The organism is Arthrobacter sp. LjRoot14 (assembly GCF_964253905.1).
Lineage (GTDB): Bacteria > Actinomycetota > Actinomycetes > Actinomycetales > Micrococcaceae > Arthrobacter.
The window spans coordinates 1,887,671-1,908,790 of the sequence record NZ_CAXURL020000001.1; the positions used below are offsets into that span (position 1 = coordinate 1,887,671).

Here is a 21,120-nt window from a genome sequence, read left to right on the forward strand (position 1 = left end):
GCCGACAGCAGGCGGGGCAGGTCCGGGAAGCCTAGCTCCCGGTGCCGGGCGCGGCCTTGGGTTCCTTGGGCGGCAGCGGCTGCGGATTGAGGAACGCGGAAGTAATCAACGGGGCCGTCAGTTCGATCTGCCAGGGCCGGGCACCGAGCTCACCGAGCTCCTCGGCGATCCCTTCTTCGCTGAGCTCGGCAGGCGGACGCCATGCCACCCGGCGGAGGAAGTCTGGCGTGAGCAGGTTTTCGACGGGCAGGTTAAGTTCGTCGGCCTTGTCCTGAAGGAGGGGCCTGGCAGTAGCCAGGCGTTCGGCCGCAGCCGGATCCCTGTCCGCCCATACCCGCGGCGGCGGCGGCGCGTTGGTCGGCAGATGCAGCGGAGGCAGCTCCTCCATCGTCCTCGCCGTCGCGATGCACCGCAGCCAGCGCGGAGCCTCGCGCTGTGCGGCCCGGCCGTGGAACCCCTTGGTGCCGAGCAGCTGGGGCACGGTGGAGGGCATGGCTTTCGCGGCCGCCACAAGGGCTGAATCGGGGATGAGCCGGCCCGGGGCCACGTCGCGCTTGCGGGCCAGGGAATCCCGTTCCAGCCACAGTTCGCGGACCGCAGCCAGCTGGCGGCGGTCCCTGATCTGGTGTAGACCGGAGGTCTTGCGCCAGGGATCCACGCGGGGAGGGGCAAGCCCGGCCGCGAGGATGGCGGCGAACTCCTGCTCGGCGTATTCCAGTTTTCCGTCGGCTTGGAGCAGCTCGATGAGTTCTTCGCGCAGCTCCGTGAGGACCTCGACGTCCAGGGCCGCGTACCGCAGCCAGGGCTCAGGGAGCGGGCGGGTGGACCAGTCGGCGGCGGAATGTTCCTTGGCGAGGCCGAACCCGAGCAGTTGCTCGATGACTGCTGCCAGGCCCACCCTCGGCAGTCCCGCCAGCCGCGCTGCGAGCTCTGTATCGAAGAGTTTGTGTGGCCACATGCCCAGTTCCGATAGGCACGGAAGGTCCTGGCTCGCTGCGTGCAGGATCCACTCGACGCCTTCCAGAGCGTCGTTGATGATCTGCAGGTCACCAAAGGGTTCAGGATCGATGAGCCACGTTCCCGAGCCTTCGCGCCTGATCTGCACCAGGAAGGCCCGTTGCCCGTAGCGGAAGCCCGACGCGCGTTCCGCGTCCACCCCGGCCGGACCCGTCCCGGCGGCGATCGCGGCGGCGCAGCGTTCCAGCCCTGCGGGAGTTTCAATGACTAGCGGTACTCCGTCGCGGGGGGAGTCCAGGTCAATGACCTCGGGGACCAGGCTGTCAAAGCCTTCCACCGTGATGTGGGGAGTAATGTCAGCAGCCGGGACGCCGGCTGTGGTGTGTTCCGGATTTTGAGGGGTCATGATGCCTTCAGTTTACCGACATCGCGCTGGAGGGCGCCCCGCCGTAGCCAGCCATGGTCAGTTGCGCCGCCTGCGGGGCAGGGCGGAGACACCCTCCGGCAGCGGCGGGAGTCCGGCGAACGTGCAGACCATGTCCGACCACGCCTCCAGGTGCGAGCGGATATCCGGCCCCTCGGGCGTCCAGGACGCCCGTAGTTCGATGTCGATGGAACCCGGCCGGTCGGCGAGGGTGCCGAAGCTTTCGGACAGGATCCTGGTGGCTGTTCCGCCCGCCGCCCGGTAGGGGGCCTTGTGGTTTTCCAGCGCCTCGACCAGCCAGGTCCAGGCCACCGAGCCAAGCATTTCGTCGTTCCCCATCTCCGCCTCAAGCTGGGCGCGGATGTAGGTGACGATTCGGAACTCCCCGTCCCAAACAGCCGAGCCGTCCGGATCGTAGAGCAGGATGAACCGGCCGGTGGCGAGTTCCTCGGCATCGTCGTCGTTGGTTCCCGCAGCGCGGACCAGGGCAGCGGAAACCGGCCCGTGCACAGCGGCAGGGCCCGGTCCCGGGACCGGGCCGATGACCTCTGCTCCGAGGGCCACTGCGTAGGGCGCCAGCCGCGAGGGCGCCGGGATCTCGTCCAGGTGCAGCTCACTGCGGCACCGTGCTTTTCGAAGGGATCCCAAAGCGGTAAGGAACTCCGCGGGAACCTGGGCGAGTTCGTTCACATTCGCAGGTTACGCAAAATGTGGCGCCGATCCCGGCAGGCTCGCCGCCCCGTGCGCCCCTGTCAACTGGCCGCCAGCTCCCGCTTGATGGCGGCGACGAACGAATCGACGTCCTCTTCGCTCGTGTCGAACGAGCACATCCAGCGCACTTCCCGGGCGGCTTCGTTCCAATCGTAGAAACGGAAGGATTCCCGCAGCCGGTCCGCAACGCCCTCGGGCAGCATGGCGAACACTCCGTTGGATTCCGTCTTCTGGGTGGGTTCCACGCCGTCGATCCCGTCGACTGCGGCACGCAGCCGGGCAGCCATCGCGTTTGCGTGCCTGGCCGAGCGCAGCCACAGGTCGCCCTCGAGCAGTGCGATGAACTGGGCGGACATGAACCTCATTTTGGAGGCCAGCTGCATGTTCATCTTGCGGAGGTAGACCAACCCCTGGGCGGCGCCGGGGTTCAGCGCCACCACCACTTCGCCGAACAGCAGCCCGTTCTTGGTACCGCCGAAGGAGAGGATGTCCACTCCGGCGTCGCGGGTGAACGTCCGCAGCGGCACGTCGAGGTGGGCTGCGGCGTTTGCCAGCCGGGCACCGTCCATGTGGAGCTTCATGCCCTTCGCGTGGACGTGGTCGGCTATGGCGCGAACCTCCTCAGGCGTGTAGCAGGTGCCCAGTTCGGTGGTCTGGGTGATGGACACGGCCAGGGGCTGGGCCCGGTGCTCGTCGCCCCAGCCCCAGGCCTCCCTGTCGATCAGCTCAGGGGTGAGCTTGCCGTCGGTGGTGGGGACCTGGAGCAGCTTGATGCCGCCGATCCGCTCCGGGGCGCCGTTCTCATCCATGTTGATGTGCGCCGTCGAAGCGCAGATCGCCGCGCCCCAGCGGGGCAGCAGGGACTGGAGTGAGAGGACGTTGGCCCCTGTTCCGTTGAAGACGGGGAAGCACTCGATCCCGGCGCCGAAGTGCTCCTCCATAAGAACCTGCAGCCGTGCCGTGTAATCGTCTTCGCCGTAAGAGACCTGGTGGCCCTCGTTGGCAGCTGCCAGGGCCGCCAGGACTTCCGGGTGGACGCCCGAATAGTTGTCGGACGCGAATCCCCGGACGGCAGGGTCATGGAGCCGGCCCGCGGTGGCGGCAGGGGCAGTTTCAACTGTGGTTGTCATCGCTTTGGTCACGCTTTCAGTCTAGGGATGTGCGCCGTTATCGGCTAAGGACCAGCCGCCGGCCGTTCAGTTCCGCTGCTGAAGCGGTGAAAAGTCCGACGGCGGCAGCGGCCAGGTCGGTAACGTCGGTGAAGCCGGGGAAGTTGCGGGACGGGGACCGTTCGCGCATCGCATCGTCCACGAGACCCTTCACCACGAAGATGACCGCGGCGCTGTGCGTGCCCTTGCTGAAGCCCTCGGCAACCGCAAGGGTCCATGCTTCGGCGGCCGCCTTTGCGGCAACGTAGCTTGCGCCTGCCGCCGTCGGAGTTTCAGCGGCAGCGGAGGTCACCATGGCGAAACGGCCGGTTTCCGAAGCCTCGAGGTCGTCATAGAACACCCGCGTGACGTTCCGCACGGTGGTGACGGCTGTCCGCTCCAGGAAATCCCAGTCCTCGTCGCTTTGGTCCGTGATGCCCTTGGCACCGCGCCAGCCGCCCACCAGGTGGATGATGCCGTCCACCCTTCCGGCAGTGCCGGAAATGGCGGCGTGCAGCGCCCGGACGTCGGCCAGGCTGGCGAGGTCACAGACCAGGGGAGTGACGCCGTCGCCCGCTTCTGCGGCGGCAGCCTCGATCCGGGGACCGTCCGAACCCACCGTAAAGACCGTATGACCGGCTTCGCGCAGCGCACGGGCGGCGGCGATCCCGGCCGGACCGCTGCCGCCCGTGACCACCACGTTCAGGGGATGTCCGCCACTCATCCGGCGTTCAGTGCCCGCGTGTCGCCGGCCGTGGCGCTGCCGGTGTCTGACGATCCGGTGATTCCGGCGGTGGACTCGATGACGGGACGCATCTTCTTCTCGAGGGCTTCATAGAACATGGACAGCGGGAATTCGTCGTCGAGCACCTGGTCGGTGAGGGCGCGCGGCGGTCCGGCCAGCGGCAGCGCGCCCGGGCCCTTCGCCCAGACGGACGCCGGGTTCGGTGTGACGGTCCCGGAGATCAGTTCGTAGGCGGCCAGCCAGTGGGCCATCTTCGGGCGGTCAATGGAGCGCCAGTAGAGCTCCTCGATCCTGGCGCCGAGCTCCACCACGACGTCGGCGGCCTCGGCCCAGTCAATGCTGAGCTTGCTGTCGGTCCAGTGCAGGACACGGTGCTGGTGCATCCAGGCGAAGAGCAACTGGCCGCCGAGGCCGTCGTAGTTACGGACGCGGCTGCCGGTGATGGCGAAGCGGAAGATCCGGTCGAAGATGACGGCATACTGAACAAGCTTGGCGTGCCGGCGCGCTTCGGGGTCAGCCTCTTCGTCCTTTTCGATCTTCACGGATTCGCGGAAGGCCGTCAGGTCACAGCGGAGTTCCTCCAGTGAGTACAGGAAGTACGGCATGCGCTGTTTGATCATGAACGGATCGAACGGCAGGTCGCCGCGCATGTGGGTGCGGTCATGGATCAGGTCCCACATTACGAACGTTTCCTGGGTGAGTTCCTGGTTCTCCAGGAACTCCGCCGCCTCGGCGGGGAGTTCCAGCCGGGTGATATCGGCCGCGGCTCCGAGGACGCGGCGGAAACGGGCTGCTTCCCGGTCCGCGAAGATGGCCCCCCACGTGAACGTCGGGGTTTCCCGGACAGCGACCGTTTCCGGGAACAGCACTGCGGAATTGGTGTTGTAGCCGGGCGTGAAGTCAAGGAACCGGATCGGGACGAAGAGTTTGTTGGAGTACTCGCCGTCCTCGAGGCCGGCAATGAACTCCGGCCAGATGACCTCGATCAGGACAGCCTCCACGAGGCGGCTGCTGCTGCCGTTCTGGGTGTACATCGGGAAGACCACCAGGTGCTGCAACCCGTTGACGCGGTGCTGCTGCGGCTGGAAGGCCAGCAGGGAGTCCAGGAAATCCGGCACGCCGAAGCCGGCGGCGGCCCACCGGGCGAAGTCGCTGACCAGCAGTTCGAGGTACCGGGCGTCGTGCGGAAACGCCGGGGCCAGTGCTTCCACAGCAGCGCAGAGTGTGCGGACGTGTGCGGCAGCCGCTTCATGGTTGGCGGGATCCGGGACGGAGCCGTCCTGGACCTGGAGGGCCTGGAGTGCCGTGGCAGCGGCCTTGAGACGCAGCCATTCCGGGTGGTTTTCGGTGAGCCGGGCAGGGGCGGTGAGAGCGGTCGTGGTCATCGCGGCGATCGCCTTTCTGGTTGCTTGGAGCTTCTACGGCGAGCGTAGCAAGCAAACAGATCTCCTAATGCAAAATCAGCCTGAGCGTAAGAAAGACTTGTGCAAGTGGATCAGCAGCCCTGCCCCAGCCCTAGCGGTCGCAGGGCTGCCGATGTTCTACTTGGCGTCGTCCGCCTCAACCAGCGTCAGCGAGACGGAGTTGATGCAGAAGCGCTGGTCCGTGGGCGTCCCGTAGCCTTCGCCCTCGAAGACGTGGCCCAGGTGGGAATCGCAGCTCGCGCAACGCACCTCCACGCGGTCCATGCCCATGGTGCGGTCATGGATATAGCGGACAGTGCCGTCAGCCAGCGGCGCCCAGAACGACGGCCAGCCGCAGTGCGAATCGAACTTTTCATTGCTGGTGAACAGTTCCGTACCGCAGGCGCGGCAATTGTAGACACCGGCTGTGTGGGTGTCCCAGTACTCGCCGGTATAGGGCCGCTCGGTGCCCGCCTGGCGGAGCACCCGGTATTCCTCCGGCGTCAGCTCCTGCCGCCATTCCTCGTCGGTCTTTTCAACCCGCGGTGTGGCATTTGCCGTAGCGGCTCCCTCTGGCTGGACCTGGACGGGCGTTACTTTCGGCTTGTTGCTAAAGATGCTCATGGCTTCAACAACGCTCAGGAGTCCCCGATAAATCCCGAGCCGGCGTACAGGTGCAGCACCGGCAGCCCCAGCTGGTCCTGGGCCTTGTTGGCCCAGTCGGTGTGGAGGGTGTCGGCAATGGCATGAGGGCGCGTGATGACGACGGCCTGGCCGGCGCCGACTTCCTTGACTTTGGCCACCAGTCCCTGCACGGCGCCGCCGTCCACCACCTCGCCGGTGACGCCGCCGCCGATTCCGGCCAGCGCGTTGAGCGATACCGCAAGGGTTTCGGCGGCGGCTGCCCGCTCGGATGCAGGATCCGGGGCGTGCGAAGTGAGTTCGCGGAAGGCTTTGGCGACATCCAGGAGGGACAGGTTCTCGAGGAAGTCCACCAGGAGGTGCCGTTCAGTGTTGGCCGGGACCAGTACGACGAGGGGCGCGTCACCCCCGTCCACCAGGCGTTCGATGTTTACGCGGTCGTCCGCACCCAGCGGCTCTTCTGTCAGAATGACGATTGGATCGCTCATGCCCCCAGCCTAGTCCCGGCCAGGGGTTCCCGCACGCTGATCCGCCGCCGGTGGCGTGCCCGAATATGTCCCGGGGGCCGGCAGCGGTAAGAATGGATTCATGGCATCCATCCCGGGGCTGCGCCCGGCCACCCCAGCGAATCCGCCCCCAGCCCTGGAGAGGGTCCGAACCGCCACCGACGACGGCATGTCTTCCAGCGCGAAGTGGGCCGTGGGCGGAGTCATCGCGGGAGGTGCGGCCGCGGGTCTGCTTGGGGCCGGATCCTCTGCCCTTGCCCTCTATTTCGCCCGCCGCGTCATAACGCCGGTGCGGGTCCGGGACGAGAACCAGGAGGTGCTGGCCGTCATTCGTGCCGAGGGCGGCCTCCAGGTCATCCTCGCCGCCACCGACGACGCCACCGTGGAAGGCGTGTACGGCTTGTTCTTCGACGGCGGACGCGGACACGCACGGATCGGCAGGATCGTTTCCTACTCGCCTGCGGAACGCACCGTGCTGCGTGAGGTCGAAGCCGTCTATGCCGGTGATCTCACCACGGCCCGCCGTGGCTACTGGAGCGGCGCCGCCCATCCGGACGCCGCGTCCATCGGGCTGTCCGCCGAGGACGTGGAAGTCGCCGTCGAAGGCGGGACCGCGCCGGCGTGGCTGGTGCGTGCGCCGGCGCCTTCGGACACCTGGGCCATCATGGTCCACGGCCGCGGTGCCACCCGGCAGGAGTGCCTGCGCGCCCTGCGACCGGCACAGGAGCTCGGGCTGACCAGCCTGGTGATCTCCTACCGCAACGACGGGGTGGCGCCCTCGGCCCCCGACGGGCGTTACGGCCTCGGTTCCACGGAGTGGCGCGACGTCGAGGCAGCTATCAGTTTTGCGATTGCCAACGGCGCGAGGGAAGTGGTGCTGTTCGGCTGGTCCATGGGCGGCGCGATCTGCCTCCAGACAGCGGATCTTTCACGGCACCATAACTTGATCCGGGCGATGGTGCTTGACGCGCCGGTGGTGGACTGGGTGAACGTGCTGGCGCACCATGCGCAGCTGAACCGGATCCCCTCTGCCGTGGGACGCTACGGACAGCTGATGATGGGCCACCCCCTGGGCAGGCGCCTGACCGGGCTGGCGGCACCGGTGGACCTGAAGTCGATGGACTGGGTCTCCCGCGCCGTGGAACTCAGGACGCCCACGCTGATCCTGCACAGCGTCGACGACGAGTATGTACCCTACGGACCCTCTGCCAGCATCGCGGAGAAGAACCCCGAGATGGTCACCTTCGAGACCTTCCAGACAGCACGGCACACCAAGGAATGGAATGTCGATCCGGAGCGCTGGGAAGGCTTGGTCACCGCCTGGCTCCGGCGGCAGTTGGCACCGCGCGCCAACCCCGGCTCACGTTCGCGGGTCCCCGAGCCTGCCGGTCCCGATGCTAACGGTCCGGAGTAGCTTTCGGCCCGGTTCCGATGCGGGCGGTTATGGCGCCGGTCAGCTTCACCAGATGGTCCGGGTGCAGTTCGATGTCCAGGCCGCGCCGGCCGCCGGACACCAGGATGCTCTCCTGGCCCAGGGCGCTGTCATCCAGGACTGTTGGGGAGGGCTGGCGCTGTCCCAGCGGTGATATTCCGCCCAGGACGTACCCGGTCCTGCGCTGCGCGGTTGCGGGATCCGCCATGGCGGCCTTCTTGCCGCCCAGGGCAGCGGCCATGGCCTTCAGGTCAAGGTTTCCGTGCACGGGAACTATCCCCACCGCGAGCCGGCCGTCCACGTCCACCATCAGCGTCTTAAAAACCCTGGCGGGATCCACTCCCAAAACTTCGGCGGCTTCCATGCCGTAGCTGGCGGCCGAGGGGTCGTGGTTGTACGGATGCAACACGAAAGGAACGCCGGCCGCAGCGAGTGCTGCCGTAGCCGGCGTTCCCTGGGAAGCCTGTTTGCGTGCCAATCCGGGCCCGGGCCTAGGCCTTCGGAGCGGACGCAGCGACTTTGCGTTTGATGCGTCCCAGCATTGCCGTCATTCCCCGCATGCGCAGGGGAGTGATGGCACGGGTGAGCCCCAGAAGCTCCGGCATGTCGTCCGGAACTGCGAGGATCTCCGGTGCCGTGAGACCGTCGAGCCCCTCGTGCAGGACACCTGCAAAGCCACGGGTGGTGGGTGCCTCCGGCGGTGCCTTGAAATACAGCCGTACGCTGTCCGGCGAACCGGCGTCGTTCTTTTCCGTCTCAATGGTCAGGAACAGCGGCGACTGGCACTCTACAACCTGTTCCAGCAGTTCAGGATGGTCCTTCAACCGGTCCGGCAATTCGGGAAGTCCCTGGGAGAACTCCAGCAGCAATTGCAGCCGCTCGGGTTCGGTCAGGGCCTGGAAGTCGTCAACTATTTCCGCAAGGGGGGCGGGAAGCGCGTGGGTATTCATCAAGCCCAGTTTACGCCGGTACCGTTCCGCGCTCGGTTCCCCTGGCGATGGGCACTCGGACAGCGTTGCCCCACTCGGTCCAGGAGCCGTCGTAGTTGCGGACGGTGTCGAAGCCCAGCAGGTATTTCAGGGCGAACCACGTGTGGCTGGAGCGCTCACCGATGCGGCAGTACGCCACCACGTCGTCGCCCTCCGTGAGTCCTGCCTCGCCAAGGTAGAGTGCCTCGAGTTCGCTGCGGTTGCGGTAGGTGCCGTCCTCGGCAGCCGCACGGGCCCAGGGGATGGAGGCCGCAGTGGGGATGTGGCCGCCGCGCAGGGCGCCTTCCTCCGGGTAGGCAGGCATGTGGGTGCGCTGGCCGGTGTATTCCTCGGTGGAGCGGACGTCGATCAGGGGCTTGCCGAAGTGGGCCAGCACATCCTCCTTGAAGGCGCGGATGGGGGCGTCATTGCGCTCGACCTCAGGGTATTCCGCTGGTGCGGGAACAGTAACATCCGTGGTGAGTGCACGGCCCTCGGCGATCCACTTGTCGCGGCCGCCGTCGAGGAGCCTGACGTCCTCGTGGCCGAAGAGCGTGAAGACCCACAGTGCGTAGGCAGCCCACCAGTTGGACTTGTCGCCGTAGATCACCACGGTGCTGTCCCGGGAAATGCCCTTGGCCGCGGCCAGCGCCGCAAACGCCTTGCCGTCAACGTAGTCGCGGGTGACCTCGTCGTTCAGGTCGGTGTGCCAGTCGATCTTGACGGCCCCCGGGATGTGGCCGGTTTCGTAGAGCAGGACGTCTTCGTCAGACTCCACCACCACGAGTTTGCCGTCGGCCAGGGCGCCGCCGTCGAGTGCTGCCTCCAGCCACTCGGTGGACACGAGGCGCTCCGGGTGCGCATACGCTGCGAACTTTTTGTTCTCTTCAACTGGGTAGGACATGTGGATGGCCTTTCACTGAAATGGTCATGGGGCCCGCTGCCGGGAGGTGTCGCTGCGGGCGGGCCAGTTCCAACACTAACCACGCACCGCCGCTAATGGGCCACTGCGTTCACAGAGGGAAATATGGCCTTGGTCACGTGGGCTCGCCGCGTTATGAGGCCGGTGCTGCATTGCCGGTATCCTTTCTGGGGACACGAGACCAGCAGAACGGACCACCTTGGTACAGATCGAACAGCTCTCCGCGCGGACACCGTCGGTTTCCGTGGATGAACTCCTCAAGGGTTTCTATCCCTCCCCGCGGTTCGGAGAGGTTTCCTTTGCCAGCTACCGGCCCGATCTTTCGCAGCCGAGCCAGGCCGCTGCGGTGACGGCCCTGGAATCCTTCGCAACCGGCGTTGGCGCCAACGGAAGCTCCGGACTTTTCAAAAAGCTGTTTGCGAAGAAGGACACGTCCCGCGCCGGCATCTACCTGGACGGCGGCTTCGGCGTGGGCAAGACGCACCTGCTGGCGTCGCTGTGGCATGCGTCCCCGGGGCCGAAGGCTTTTGGCACCTTCGTTGAATACACCAACCTGGTTGGCGCTCTCTCTTTCCGTAAGACTGTTGAAGCGCTGAGCAACTACAAGCTCGTATGCATCGACGAATTCGAACTCGACGATCCGGGCGACACGGTCCTGATGTCACGGCTCATGCGGGAACTGGCTGACGCCGGGGTCAAGCTCGCCGCCACGTCGAACACCCTCCCCGGTTCCCTCGGGGACGGGAGGTTCGCTGCCGTCGACTTCCAGCGTGAGATCCAGGTGCTGGCAGACCAGTTCGACGTCGTCAGGATCGACGGCGAGGACTTCCGCCACCGCGGACTCCCGGCGGCGCCGGCTCCGCTGAAGAACGAAGACCTGACGCACCACATGCAGGCTGAATTCCACGGCAAGACCGTGGCCCGGGATGATTTCAAGACCCTTATCAATCACCTCGCCGGCGTCCACCCCAGCCGGTACCGGCAACTCCTGGCCGGCATCGAGGGCGTTGTGTGGCGTGATGTGGAAACCATTACCGAGCAGGCGGTGGCCCTCCGCTTCGTGGTGCTGGCGGACCGGTTGTATGACAAGGACGTACCCATCCTGGCCAGCGGTGTCCCGTTCGATCAGCTCTTCACGGAAGAGATGATGACCGGAGGTTACACCAAGAAGTACTACCGCGCGGTGTCCCGTCTCACGGCGCTGGCACGCGAAGGCCAGAACCACGAACCGTCCTAGCCCTTAAACGCCAAAGGTGCCGGCGCCGCCTCACGGCGGGACCGGCACCTCGCTGACGTTCCTGGGTTATTAGCCCTACGGCCGGGGTTCACCGGCTACAGGGGGCTCTCCGGCGACGGGAGGTTCGTCCACGGGAGCCGCGTGCGGCTTCGGGTCGACCTTATCCACGAGGCCGGCTGCGCCTTTCTGGACGGAATCGATCTTGTCGGCGTACTTTCCGCCGGTCTTTGAGTCGATGAAATCACCGGCTTTGCCGATGCCGTCCTTGATGGCCTGTTCATTGCCACCAACCAGTCGCTGAGCCTTGCCCTTTAGATCGTCAAGAATACCCACGGGCACCTCCCTTCTGTCGCGGAGCCAGATCGCTCCTCCGCCTTCGATCCTAGCCGGAGTCCCTGGAGGTGCCAAGGGCACGCGCCGCGGGTTGTCTAGGGTCCAGGGCCCCTAATTCGCCGACGTCGGTTGGATCCGGGCAACAAAAAAGCAGCTCCGGAGAGCTGCTTGATGGTGGGCGATACTGGGATCGAACCAGTGACCTCTTCCGTGTCAGGGAAGCGCGCTACCGCTGCGCCAATCGCCCGCAACCGGAAGGATCCGGAGTGGAATTGTAGAAAAGAGAGCGGACGACGAGATTCGAACTCGCGACATCCACCTTGGCAAGGTGGTGCTCTACCAGCTGAGCTACGTCCGCATTTAGTACACACCGAACAACCCGGTGGTACTTCGACAAGCAAGTTTCCTTGCTTTGGTGGGCGATACTGGGATCGAACCAGTGACCTCTTCCGTGTCAGGGAAGCGCGCTACCGCTGCGCCAATCGCCCAAATGTTCTCCGGAATACACCGGATACCAAGGTTTTCACCGAGGTGGGTACGGGATTCGAACCCGTGTATACGGCTTTGCAGGCCGCTGCCTCGCCTCTCGGCCAACCCACCGTGTAAGCCAGGTTCCGAAAAACCTTTGCCATGACAGTGTCCTGCGAGCGGACGACGAGATTCGAACTCGCGACATCCACCTTGGCAAGGTGGTGCTCTACCAGCTGAGCTACGTCCGCATATTGTCAGCATTTCCGTGCCGCATTCGGCATTTCCTCGCGTTCCAACGAGTAAGAACTCTATAGGAGGTTCAGGGAACTTACAAATCGGGAGCTCGTCATCTGCTGCGGATAGCCCTTCTTCCTTGAAATCTAGGGGATTTTGCTAATTACAGAGGTGTAATTCGGGCCCGGTCATGCGGCGGCGGCCGCTCAAGGAAGCGCCATACGACTGCCGGCGGGCTGATGCTCCAGCGACGCAATTCGGTGCCGGAGTGGCGGCCCGGGCCTCGATTTTCCAAATGGTGCCGGGGTGGGCTAGCATTCAATGGCATTGGGGCGATTGGCGCAGTGGTAGCGCGCTTCGTTCACACCGAAGAGGTCACTGGTTCGAACCCAGTATCGCCCACCCATGAATGGCCCGTTCCGCTGACTCAGCGGGACGGGCCATTTCGCTTTCCGGTCACGGTTCTTGCGCCCCGCAATCCTGTCGGCCCTTCATGAAAGAGTGTTTGCATGACTGATCCACTCCTTGCCCACGCCACGGAATATGGCCGGATGTATGCACGCTCAACCTCCGACTCGTTTTCGGTTCCGTCCATCACCACCGTCATCGGCCAGCAACCGCACGGCCTCGACGGCTGGTTCGGGTATATGGGGGCGAACAGTCTTGCCAGCGATCCGCTTCTTCCCGGGATCCTGGGAAGCCCGGCCAAAGTCCGGCAGGCAGTCAGCCGCGCCGCCAAGGCCGCCGAAACCTACCGGGACGACGCTGCGAAGCGCGGAGACCGCGTGCACAACTACTGCGAACAGGTTGCGCTCCGGGCGCTCGGCCGCCCGCATCAGATGAAGGAGATGCGTGAGGCGCTGGCAGCAAACGGCGAGGAGGCCTTCGCAGCGCGCTTCGACGAGTGGTGGGAACTCTTTGGCGTGGAGCCTGTTGCCCCGGAAGTCACCGTCTGGAACAAGACCGTAGGCTATGCAGGCACCCTTGACCTTGTGGCCAGGATCAACGGCAGGACCTGCATCATCGACTACAAGACCAAGGGCACCACCCGGGACGGCACCGTCAAGCCGCTGGATGACAAAGTGGTCATGCAGTTGGTGGCCGGAATGAAGGCGGAGGAAAGCCTCGTTGATCCAGTTGCGGGGGAGTGGGAGCCTTGGCAGCACGGCGAGTCCCCGATCCTGCTGGCGGTTGCGATCGGGCAGACGGAGGTCCGGCCGATGCGCGCCAACCCGGAGGTGCTCAAGCACCACTGGTGGAAGTTTTGCGCCCTCCGGCGGGTGTGGGAGATGTCGGCAGATACCTCCACCGCCGGGACCGCCCTTCTTCCGGTGGCGCCGCCGTCCATGCCCGTTGGACCGCCCGCACTTCAGACTGTGCCCGGCAGGTAGCCGGCCAACTAAACTGGACTGGATCCCGTACCGCCGTTTTACCGAAGGACAGATCTCACATGGCCATTTTGAATATCCGCATCATCGGCGACCCTGTGCTGCGCACGGTTGCCGATCCCGTGACGGAATTCGGGCCGGAACTCGCAAAACTCGTTGCCGACATGACCGAGACCATGGAGGATGTGGACGGCGCCGGCCTGGCCGCGCCCCAGGTCGGCGTCAGCAAGAGGGTTTTCACTTACCGCATCGGCGGAGTGGAAGGCCACATCATCAACCCGGTGCTGGAAAACAGCGACGACTTCCAGCCTGATGAAGTGGAAGGCTGCCTGTCCATCCCGGGCCTCGGCTTCCCCGTCCGCCGGCGCCGGGCCACCCGGGTCACCGGAGTCGACCTGCATGGAAATCCCGTCACCGTGGACGGCGAGGGCATGCTGGCCCGCTGCTTCCAGCACGAAACAGACCACCTCGACGGCATTCTCTTCACGGACAGGCTTGAGGGCGAAGACCGCAAGGCTGCCCTGCGTTCCATCCGCAACGCCAATTACGACGCGATTACCGAACGGACGACGTCGAAGCGGGCGAAGACTGTTGGTTCCAGTTTCGGGGGCGGCAGTTTTGGCGGCGGCAGTTTCGGCGCCGCCGAGTGAGGGTACTCTTCGCCGGTACGCCGGCTGTCGCGGTACCGTCCCTGGACGCCCTGGTTCAGGCAGGCTTTGACGTCGTTGCCGTCCTGACCCGGCCGGACGCGCCGATCGGACGCAAGCGCGTGCTCACGCCGTCGCCCGTTGCCGCGCGCGCCGCCGAACTCGGCATTGAGGTGATCCGCGCCGCGAAGGTTGACGCGGAAGTGACCGCCAGGATAGCCGCCGCAGCGCCGGACGCGGCAGCCATCGTGGCCTACGGAGGCCTCATCCCGCGCGCGGCGCTGGACGTTCCGCGGCACGGCTGGATCAACCTGCACTTTTCCCTGCTGCCCGCCTGGCGAGGCGCCGCACCGGTGCAGCGTGCAGTTATGGCAGGCGACGACATCACGGGCGCCGTGACGTTCCTCCTCGAAGAAGGGTTGGATACCGGCCCGGTTTTCGGCACCCTCACCGAATCGGTACGGCCTGATGACACCTCCGGTCAACTCTTGGAACGGCTCTCGCACAGCGGTGCGGTGCTGCTCGCCCAAACGCTTTCGGCTATCGAAGCGGGACGGGCGGTAGCCGTACCGCAGGCGGGGGACGTGTCCCTGGCGCCCAAACTGGGCATCGATGACGGCCGGATCGACTGGCGCGAGCCCGCCCTAGCCATCGCGCGCAGGGCGCGTGGCGTCACGCCTGAACCCGGCGCCTGGACCACGTTGGACGGACAGCGTGTCAAGCTCGAACCTGTTGCGCTCCGGACCGACGCTCCGGCACTGCAGCCGGGCCAGGTGCTGCTCGACGGAAAGAGAGTTCTGGTGGGTACGGGGTCCCATCCCGTTGAACTGACGCGGATACAGCCCTCGGGCAAGAAGATGATGGCCGCCGCCGACTGGGCGCGCGGACAAGCAGCACTGGAAGGCGTGGTATTCGAATGAGTGAGTCCGGAACGGGCGGCAGCGGCCGCGGCGGGGGGCCCCGTCAGGGGAGAGCAAGCGGCGGCGGGCAGTCCGGCGGGTCTTCCGGCGGTCGCCGCCAAGGAGGCCAGCGCGACGCTCAGGGCCGGGAACGCAACCGCGGGCCGAAGCGGAACTTCAGCGAGAACGCCCCTTCGCAGCGTACGCGGCGTGCCGACCCCGCCCGACTGGTGGCTTTTGAAGTGCTGCGTGCCGTCGCATCGGAAGACGCCTACGCAAACCTGGTCCTGCCGGCCCGGATCCGCCACCACGGCCTGGACAAGCGGGACGCCGGCTTCGCCACCGAACTGAGCTACGGGGCGCTGCGCGGGCAGGGAACCTATGACGCCGTCCTGGCCCGCTGCGTCGACCGGCCGCTGGACCAGCTGGATCCTGCCATCCTGGATGCCCTGCGGATCGGCGCACACCAGCTGCTGGCCATGCGCGTACCCGCCCACGCCGCCCTGGACCAGACCGTTGGACTGGCCCGTGCGGTCATTGGCGCCGGGCCATCCGCCTTGATCAACGCCGTCCTGCGCAAGGTCTCCGCCCACACGCTGGACGAGTGGCTGGAGCTGCTGCTCAGCGACGAGCAGGACGAAACGCGGGTGGCCTCCATCCGCTACGCCCACCCGGAGTGGATTGTCCGCGCCCTGCGGCAGTCGCTGGTGGCACACGGACGCCCGGTCACCGAAATCGACGACCTCTTGGAAGCAGACAACGCTGCGCCGGTGGTCAACCTGGTTGCGCTGCCTGGCCTGGGGAGTTTGGACGAAGCCCTGGAAGGCGGGGCCACAGCCGGGGAACTCGTCGAGGGTTCGGCGCTCTCCAGTGGCGGGGACCTCGGCCGGCTGGCCTCCGTGCGGGACGGCAGCACGAGGGTGCAGGACGTTGGCTCGCAGCTGGTGGCCCGGGCCATGGCGGCAGTGGATCTGCATTCCGCGGATCTGCAGCCCGCGGGTCCGGGGAGTGCTGACGGGCAGTCCGCCGGCAAGGGCGGCGAGAAATGGCTGGACCTCTGCGCCGGACCCGGGGGAAAGGCGGCCCTCCTGGGCGCCCTGGCGCGGCAGCAGGGCGCAACCCTGTTGGCCAACGAACCCGCCCCGCACCGTGCCAAGCTGGTCCGGCAGGCGCTGGCTGCCGTCCCTCACGAGGTGTGGCATGTCCGGACCGGGGACGGCCGCGACGTCGGAACTGAAATGGCGGGGACTTTCGACCGCGTGCTCGTCGACGTCCCCTGCAGCGGACTTGGTGCCCTGCGGCGCAGGCCGGAGTCGAGGTGGCGGCGCACGCCCAAGGACCTCGCGGACCTGGGCCCGCTCCAGCGCGAACTGCTTAAGTCAGCCCTGGACGCAGTCCGGCCCGGCGGCGTGGTCGCCTACGTGACGTGCTCGCCGCACCCCGCCGAAACCACCGCCGTCGTGACCGACGCGCTGCGCAAACGCGACGACCTGGAACTGCTCGATGCCGGCGCCGCCCTGGACAAGGTCAGCCTGCCCGGCCATCTTGAGGCCGGCCACGAACTGACGGCCCAGCTGTGGCCGCACGTGCACCGGACTGACGCCATGTTCCTGGCCCTCATCCACAAAAAGCCCTGATCCTCCGCGAAACCCGATCCCTCCGCTTGAGTGAAAGGAGCCGACATGGCTCAGTGCTGCATCAACCCCAGCATTCTCTCCGCCGACTTCGTCAACCTGGAGGCGGAGCTGCGCAGAATCAGCAACGCCGACGCCGTCCACGTTGACGTGATGGACAACCACTTTGTGCCGAACCTGACCATCGGCCTTCCCGTGGTCCAGCGCATACAGGCCGTCAGCCCCGTGCCGCTGGATGCACACCTGATGATCGCCGACGCCGACCGCTGGGCGCCCGCCTTCGCCGACGCCGGGCTCGCCTCCGTGACGTTCCACGTTGAAGCGTCGATCGCGCCCATCAAACTGGCACGGGAGCTCCGCGCACGCGGCGCCAAGGCCGGGATGGCGCTGCGTCCCGGCACTCCGGTGGAGCCCTACCTGGACATGCTGTCGGAACTGGACCTCCTGCTGATCATGACCGTGGAGCCCGGGTTCGGCGGCCAGTCGTTCCTGGACCTGACCCTCCCGAAGATCAGGCGTGCCCGGGCGGCGATCGACGGTTCGGGCACCGGAGTGGCGCTGCAGGTGGACGGCGGGATCACCGAGGAGACCATTGTCCGGGCGGCCGAGGCAGGAGCCAACGTCTTCGTGGCAGGCTCGGCCGTGTACGGTGCTGATGACCCGGCGGCAGCGATTGACCGCCTCCGGGAAGCCGGCTCACGCCCGGTTCCGGGCGTGGCACACACTGTTTCGGAATCATGACGGAGTCTGACGGGAATACACGGACCAGTCACTCAGTTGTGACAGAATAACAACACACAATACGTGCTCCGGGGTCGGTGTAAGTCCGAACCGGCGGTGACAGTCCGCGACCCGCGAGCCGGCACAGATCCTCTCCAGGAACTGTTCCGGCGGACGGTTGAACCGGTGAAATTCCGGTACCGACAGTTAAAGTCTGGATGAGAGAAGCACGTACAGCTGTTACTGCACTGCCCTTCGGGCTGTGCGGCATTGCGCTGTCGTATACCCCCGGAGCCCACGCGGTTCTCGAGGGAAGGAACGACGAACGCTTTGACGCCGAAGACAACAGCGCCGCAGACTGCCGAACGGTTCAGTGCTGCCGAGATCCATGCCATGGATGCGGCCCTCGACGCTGCGCTCCTGGGGCCGCGCGGGGCAAACCCGCTGGTGGGCGCCGTCGTCGTCGGTCCTGATGGCCGGCAACTGGTGACCGGTTACCACCGCGGCGCCGGGACGGCGCATGCGGAGGCTGACGCCATTGCCCAGGCCGGCATGCAGGGCATCGACCTGACCGGGTCAACCATGGTGGTCACCCTCGAGCCGTGCAACCACTGCGGACGGACCGGCCCCTGTGCCCAGGCAATTATCGACGCCGGCATTGCTTCGGTGGTGTACGCCGTGGACGACCCCCATGACCCTGCCGCCGGCGGAGCCGCAACGCTGCGGGCCGCAGGCGTCAGCGTTCGTTCCGGCCTGGCCGCCCGGTCTGCGTTCGAGCTGAACCGCCGCTGGTTTGAGGCTGTCCTCGGCCAGCGACCCTTCGTTACCCTCCATATCGCCCAGACCTTGGACAGCCGCATCGCGGCGTCGGACGGCACCAGCCAGTGGATCTCCAGTCCGGAGTCCCTCGCGGACAACCACGGACTCCGCAGCCGGGTCGATGCCATCCTGGTGGGTACGCAAACGCTCCTCGTGGACAACCCCCGGCTCACTGCCCGGGACGCGTCCGGCAAACCGGCAGGGAGCCAGCCGCTGCGCGCGGTCATGGGGCTCCGGGGAATTCCCGACGACGCCGCCATCCACGGCGACGACGGCCGTGTCCTGCACCTGCCCACCCGGGATCCGCACGAGGCACTGGAGAAGCTCTTCACCGCCGGTGTCCGCCACGTCATGGTGGAAGGCGGGTCCAGCATCCTGAGCGCATTCCTCGCCGCAGGCCTCGTGGACGAACTGATCGTCTACCTGGCGCCCACCCTGCTCGGATCCGGCACTCCCGCACTCGGCGACCTCGGCATCACGACCCTCGCCGACGCCCAGGCCTGGGACTGGGACCAGGCCTCCGGGGGAGCCGTGCAGAGCCTGGGCCGGGACCTCAGGCTCCACCTGTTTCCGGGGAGCGCCGAACCAGCCGCAAGAAGTGCCGGGCCCGCCGAATCGGCCGAGGCGCCCTTGCCGGCAGCACCGGCTGCCCCCGAACCCTCTCTATCCCTGACCAGCTCACCCGAATCCTTACCGCACCGCACCGGCGCGGGCACCGCCACAGGAGGCAACTGATGTTTACCGGAATTATTGCCGAACAGGGCAGGGTCCTGTCCGTCGAACGCAACGGCGACGTCAGCGCCACGGTGCGGCTCCATGCGCCCGGCAGCACCGAAGGACTGGCTCTGGGCGGCTCGGTGGCCGTCAACGGAGTATGCCTGACCGCCACCGCGATTGACGGCCAGGACTTCAGCGTCGACGTCATGGGCGAGACCCTGGTCCGCAGCACCATCGGCGAGCTCGACGCGGGCGACACCGTGAACCTGGAGCGCTGTGTACCGGCCGGCGGACGCCTGGACGGACATGTTGTCCAGGGGCACGTGGACGGCGTCGGGGAGCTCCTCGAGCGCGAGGCCCTCGGCAACTGGGACCGCCTGCGGTTCGGAGTGCCCGTGCGGCTTGCCCGGTACATCGCTGAAAAGGGATCGATCGCCGTCGACGGCGTCTCCCTCACCGTGACCGCAGTCAGCGACGCGTCGGAACCGGCGCCGTGGTTCGAAGTGGGCCTCATTCCCACCACCCTGGCCGAAACCGGCCTAGGTGCGAAGAGCCTTGGCAGCAGGGTCAACCTCGAAGTTGACGTGCTGGCCAAGTACACCGAACGCCTGCTCGCGTTCGCCGGGGGCCCCGCCACCGGCGCTGGCACCGCGAATGTCACAACCGGAACGGGGGACTCCAAGTGAGCCAGCTCAAGAACACACCCAAGCTGCACACCAATGAACTGAGCCGCCATGAACTCAACGATGAACCCGGCATCCCTGTGGCAGTGACGACGGGCAGGGTACTGGACCCGATCGAAGACGCCGTCCGGGCCATGGCTGCCGGCCTCCCCGTCCTGGTGGTGGACAACGAGGACCGTGAAAACGAAGGCGACATCATTTTCGCCGCCCAGCACGCCACGCCCGAACTGATGGGCTGGACAGTCCGCTACAGCTCCGGGGTGATCTGCGTGCCGCTCGACGGAGCCCGGGCAGATGCCCTGTTGTTGCCGCCCATGGTCGAAGTCAACGAAGACTCCAAAGGCACCGCCTACACGGTTTCCTGCGATGCGGCCGTTGGCGTCAGCACGGGAATTTCGGCAACAGACCGGGCACTCACCGCCCGCGTGCTGGCGGATCCCGCGAGCCGCCCCGGATCGATCACCCGTCCCGGGCATGTTTTCCCGCTCCGGGCCGTTAACGGTGGAGTGCGTGAACGCCCGGGCCACACCGAAGCGGCCGTGGACCTGTGCCGGCTTGCCGGACTGGAGCCGGTGGGCGTGATCGCCGAGGTGGTGCACGACAACGGAGAAATGATGCGTCTGGACGGACTTCGCGGTTTCGCTGCAGAACATGGATGCCCGCTGATCTCGATCGAGGATCTGGTGGCGTACCTGGATGCAGGGCTGCGGGATGGACAGGCGCCGGTCCCGGCGGGGAATGAGGAGATACGATGACGGCTTCAGAGGCACGAAAAGACGTTAAGGCCGGGCGCCGGCCGCACCCGGTCAGCGGCGGACCAGTTGTCCAGCTGCCCAGTGAATTCGGGGACTTCGTGGCCCAGGCCTGGACCGACCTGGTGACGGGTGCCGAGCACCTCGCCGTGAGTTCACCGATTCCGCCTGTGGATGGCAAGGCACCGCTGGTCCGGCTGCATTCGGAATGCCTCACCGGGGACGTTTTTGGTTCCTACCGCTGCGATTGCGGAGAGCAGTTGGCCTACGCCCTCGAGAAGATCAACGAGGAAGGCGGCACGCTGCTGTACCTTCGCGGACAGGAAGGCCGCGGAATCGGCCTGGCCAACAAGATCAAGGCTTACGCCCTGCAGGAAGCCGGCTTCGATACGGTCGAAGCCAACGAACAGCTGGGCCTTCCCGTCGATGCACGCTGCTACAACGCCGCCGCGCAGATCCTGGCCGAGCTGGGACTGCACGAAGTGCGACTGCTGAGCAACAACCCGGACAAGCAGAACCGGTTGGCGGATGCCGGCGTCACCGTCGTCGAGATGGTTCCCACTGAGGTCCCTTCACGCGAACAGAACATCCGGTACCTGCAGACCAAAAAAGACCGGATGGACCACCGGCTCGTCCTGGACACCCGGGGCGGTGAACCGGTGACGGCATTGCCGGCCGCCGGCCAGGGGCCCTACCAGCACGAACAAGACTGAACCAGCACGAATAAG

Annotated in this window: 22 protein-coding genes, 6 tRNA genes and 1 riboswitch; of the genes, 12 read left to right on the forward strand and 16 right to left on the reverse strand. The window is 66.3% G+C overall.

From position 1 onward, the window contains the following. Positions 1-31: 31 nt before the first annotated feature. The 7 genes from ACSQ12_RS08480 to ACSQ12_RS08510 all read right to left on the reverse strand — a co-directional run bounded on the left by ACSQ12_RS08480 (position 32) and on the right by ACSQ12_RS08510 (position 6,518). Positions 32-1,363, reverse strand: a complete 1,332-nt coding sequence (locus tag ACSQ12_RS08480; RefSeq protein WP_436065029.1) for an HRDC domain-containing protein — start codon at positions 1,361-1,363, stop codon at positions 32-34. Positions 1,364-1,420: 57 nt separating this feature from the next. Continuing rightward, positions 1,421-2,071, reverse strand: coding sequence for a DUF3000 domain-containing protein (locus ACSQ12_RS08485; RefSeq protein ID WP_390250029.1), 651 nt, complete (start codon positions 2,069-2,071; stop codon positions 1,421-1,423). Positions 2,072-2,133: 62 nt separating this feature from the next. Further along, entirely contained in the window at positions 2,134-3,222 is a 1,089-nt protein-coding gene (locus ACSQ12_RS08490) for a threonine aldolase family protein (RefSeq protein WP_436065030.1), read from the reverse strand. A gap of 37 nt (positions 3,223-3,259) precedes the next feature. Further along, positions 3,260-3,964 carry an SDR family oxidoreductase gene (locus tag ACSQ12_RS08495; protein WP_436065031.1) on the reverse strand — a complete coding sequence of 235 codons (705 nt, stop codon included), beginning with the start codon at positions 3,962-3,964 and terminating at the stop codon, positions 3,260-3,262. Beyond that, on the reverse strand, positions 3,961-5,370 hold the full coding sequence (locus ACSQ12_RS08500) for a DUF6421 family protein (RefSeq protein ID WP_436065032.1): 1,410 nt from the start codon (positions 5,368-5,370) through the stop codon (positions 3,961-3,963). Before ACSQ12_RS08500 ends, ACSQ12_RS08495 begins: the two co-directional genes overlap by 4 nt. Positions 5,371-5,526: 156 nt before the next feature. Continuing rightward, on the reverse strand, positions 5,527-6,012 hold the full coding sequence (gene msrB / locus ACSQ12_RS08505; RefSeq protein ID WP_436065033.1) for a peptide-methionine (R)-S-oxide reductase MsrB: 486 nt from the start codon (positions 6,010-6,012) through the stop codon (positions 5,527-5,529). 14 nt (positions 6,013-6,026) lie between these two features. Next, a complete protein-coding gene (locus ACSQ12_RS08510; RefSeq protein ID WP_436065034.1) occupies positions 6,027-6,518 on the reverse strand; it encodes a hypothetical protein in 492 nt (163 codons plus the stop codon). Positions 6,519-6,618: 100 nt separating this feature from the next. On the opposite strand from ACSQ12_RS08510, the gene ACSQ12_RS08515 reads away from it, so the two are divergent. Beyond that, positions 6,619-7,950: an alpha/beta hydrolase family protein gene (locus ACSQ12_RS08515; RefSeq protein ID WP_374100847.1), complete on the forward strand. Its 1,332-nt coding sequence runs from the start codon at positions 6,619-6,621 to the stop codon at positions 7,948-7,950. On the opposite strand, the gene ybaK is transcribed toward ACSQ12_RS08515, so the two are convergent. The 3 genes from ybaK to ACSQ12_RS08530 are packed head-to-tail and all read right to left on the reverse strand — an operon-like array spanning position 7,934 to position 9,840. Next, a complete protein-coding gene (ybaK, locus tag ACSQ12_RS08520) occupies positions 7,934-8,446 on the reverse strand; it encodes a Cys-tRNA(Pro) deacylase (protein WP_436065035.1) in 513 nt (170 codons plus the stop codon). The two genes, ACSQ12_RS08515 and ybaK, sit on opposite strands and share 17 nt — an antisense overlap. A 13-nt stretch (positions 8,447-8,459) precedes the next feature. Beyond that, positions 8,460-8,918 (reverse strand): SufE family protein, encoded by a 459-nt coding sequence (locus ACSQ12_RS08525; protein ID WP_209745840.1) that lies wholly within the window; start codon positions 8,916-8,918, stop codon positions 8,460-8,462. Between the two features lie 10 nt (positions 8,919-8,928). Further along, on the reverse strand, positions 8,929-9,840 hold the full coding sequence (locus tag ACSQ12_RS08530) for a sulfurtransferase (protein WP_436065036.1): 912 nt from the start codon (positions 9,838-9,840) through the stop codon (positions 8,929-8,931). 217 nt (positions 9,841-10,057) lie between these two features. Here ACSQ12_RS08530 and zapE point away from each other — a divergent pair, with 217 nt between their 5' ends. Further along, positions 10,058-11,095 (forward strand): cell division protein ZapE, encoded by a 1,038-nt coding sequence (gene zapE, locus ACSQ12_RS08535; protein WP_209745836.1) that lies wholly within the window; start codon positions 10,058-10,060, stop codon positions 11,093-11,095. 75 nt (positions 11,096-11,170) lie between these two features. Here zapE and ACSQ12_RS08540 read toward each other — a convergent pair whose 3' ends face one another. The 6 genes from ACSQ12_RS08540 to ACSQ12_RS08565 all read right to left on the reverse strand — a co-directional run bounded on the left by ACSQ12_RS08540 (position 11,171) and on the right by ACSQ12_RS08565 (position 12,147). Beyond that, positions 11,171-11,428 carry an antitoxin gene (locus ACSQ12_RS08540; RefSeq protein WP_209745833.1) on the reverse strand — a complete coding sequence of 86 codons (258 nt, stop codon included), beginning with the start codon at positions 11,426-11,428 and terminating at the stop codon, positions 11,171-11,173. A gap of 172 nt (positions 11,429-11,600) precedes the next feature. Further along, a tRNA-Val gene (locus ACSQ12_RS08545) sits at positions 11,601-11,675 on the reverse strand. 38 nt (positions 11,676-11,713) lie between these two features. Further along, positions 11,714-11,786: transfer RNA gene (locus ACSQ12_RS08550), tRNA-Gly, on the reverse strand. 55 nt (positions 11,787-11,841) lie between these two features. Continuing rightward, positions 11,842-11,916: transfer RNA gene (locus tag ACSQ12_RS08555), tRNA-Val, on the reverse strand. Between the two features lie 41 nt (positions 11,917-11,957). Beyond that, positions 11,958-12,028, reverse strand: a tRNA-Cys gene (locus tag ACSQ12_RS08560). Between the two features lie 46 nt (positions 12,029-12,074). Next, positions 12,075-12,147, reverse strand: a tRNA-Gly gene (locus tag ACSQ12_RS08565). A 316-nt stretch (positions 12,148-12,463) separates the two neighbouring features. Here ACSQ12_RS08565 and ACSQ12_RS08570 point away from each other — a divergent pair. The 10 genes from ACSQ12_RS08570 to ribA all read left to right on the forward strand — a co-directional run bounded on the left by ACSQ12_RS08570 (position 12,464) and on the right by ribA (position 21,105). Next, positions 12,464-12,535: transfer RNA gene (locus ACSQ12_RS08570), tRNA-Val, on the forward strand. Positions 12,536-12,642: 107 nt separating this feature from the next. After that, on the forward strand, positions 12,643-13,524 hold the full coding sequence (locus tag ACSQ12_RS08575; protein ID WP_436065037.1) for a cytochrome: 882 nt from the start codon (positions 12,643-12,645) through the stop codon (positions 13,522-13,524). Between the two features lie 59 nt (positions 13,525-13,583). Beyond that, complete coding sequence (gene def, locus ACSQ12_RS08580; protein WP_209745827.1) at positions 13,584-14,171, forward strand: peptide deformylase; 588 nt, start codon at positions 13,584-13,586, stop codon at positions 14,169-14,171. After that, the gene (gene fmt / locus ACSQ12_RS08585) at positions 14,168-15,088 is read left to right on the forward strand and encodes a methionyl-tRNA formyltransferase (protein ID WP_436065038.1); all 921 of its coding nucleotides are present in this window, start codon (positions 14,168-14,170) and stop codon (positions 15,086-15,088) included. The genes def and fmt overlap by 4 nt, the downstream gene beginning before the upstream one ends. Next, a complete protein-coding gene (locus ACSQ12_RS08590) occupies positions 15,085-16,704 on the forward strand; it encodes an RsmB/NOP family class I SAM-dependent RNA methyltransferase (RefSeq protein ID WP_436065039.1) in 1,620 nt (539 codons plus the stop codon). The genes fmt and ACSQ12_RS08590 overlap by 4 nt, the downstream gene beginning before the upstream one ends. A gap of 45 nt (positions 16,705-16,749) precedes the next feature. Further along, positions 16,750-17,442 (forward strand): ribulose-phosphate 3-epimerase, encoded by a 693-nt coding sequence (gene rpe / locus ACSQ12_RS08595; protein WP_436065040.1) that lies wholly within the window; start codon positions 16,750-16,752, stop codon positions 17,440-17,442. 59 nt (positions 17,443-17,501) lie between these two features. After that, positions 17,502-17,656: riboswitch (FMN riboswitch) on the forward strand. A 158-nt stretch (positions 17,657-17,814) separates the two neighbouring features. Next, positions 17,815-18,975: a bifunctional diaminohydroxyphosphoribosylaminopyrimidine deaminase/5-amino-6-(5-phosphoribosylamino)uracil reductase RibD gene (gene ribD, locus ACSQ12_RS08600; RefSeq protein WP_209748461.1), complete on the forward strand. Its 1,161-nt coding sequence runs from the start codon at positions 17,815-17,817 to the stop codon at positions 18,973-18,975. Next, positions 18,975-19,643 (forward strand): riboflavin synthase, encoded by a 669-nt coding sequence (locus ACSQ12_RS08605; protein ID WP_436065041.1) that lies wholly within the window; start codon positions 18,975-18,977, stop codon positions 19,641-19,643. The genes ribD and ACSQ12_RS08605 overlap by 1 nt, the downstream gene beginning before the upstream one ends. A gap of 71 nt (positions 19,644-19,714) precedes the next feature. Next, positions 19,715-20,395, forward strand: coding sequence for a 3,4-dihydroxy-2-butanone-4-phosphate synthase (ribB, locus tag ACSQ12_RS08610; RefSeq protein ID WP_436066962.1), 681 nt, complete (start codon positions 19,715-19,717; stop codon positions 20,393-20,395). Continuing rightward, positions 20,392-21,105: a GTP cyclohydrolase II gene (gene ribA / locus ACSQ12_RS08615; protein WP_209745812.1), complete on the forward strand. Its 714-nt coding sequence runs from the start codon at positions 20,392-20,394 to the stop codon at positions 21,103-21,105. The genes ribB and ribA overlap by 4 nt, the downstream gene beginning before the upstream one ends. Positions 21,106-21,120 lie beyond the last annotated feature (15 nt).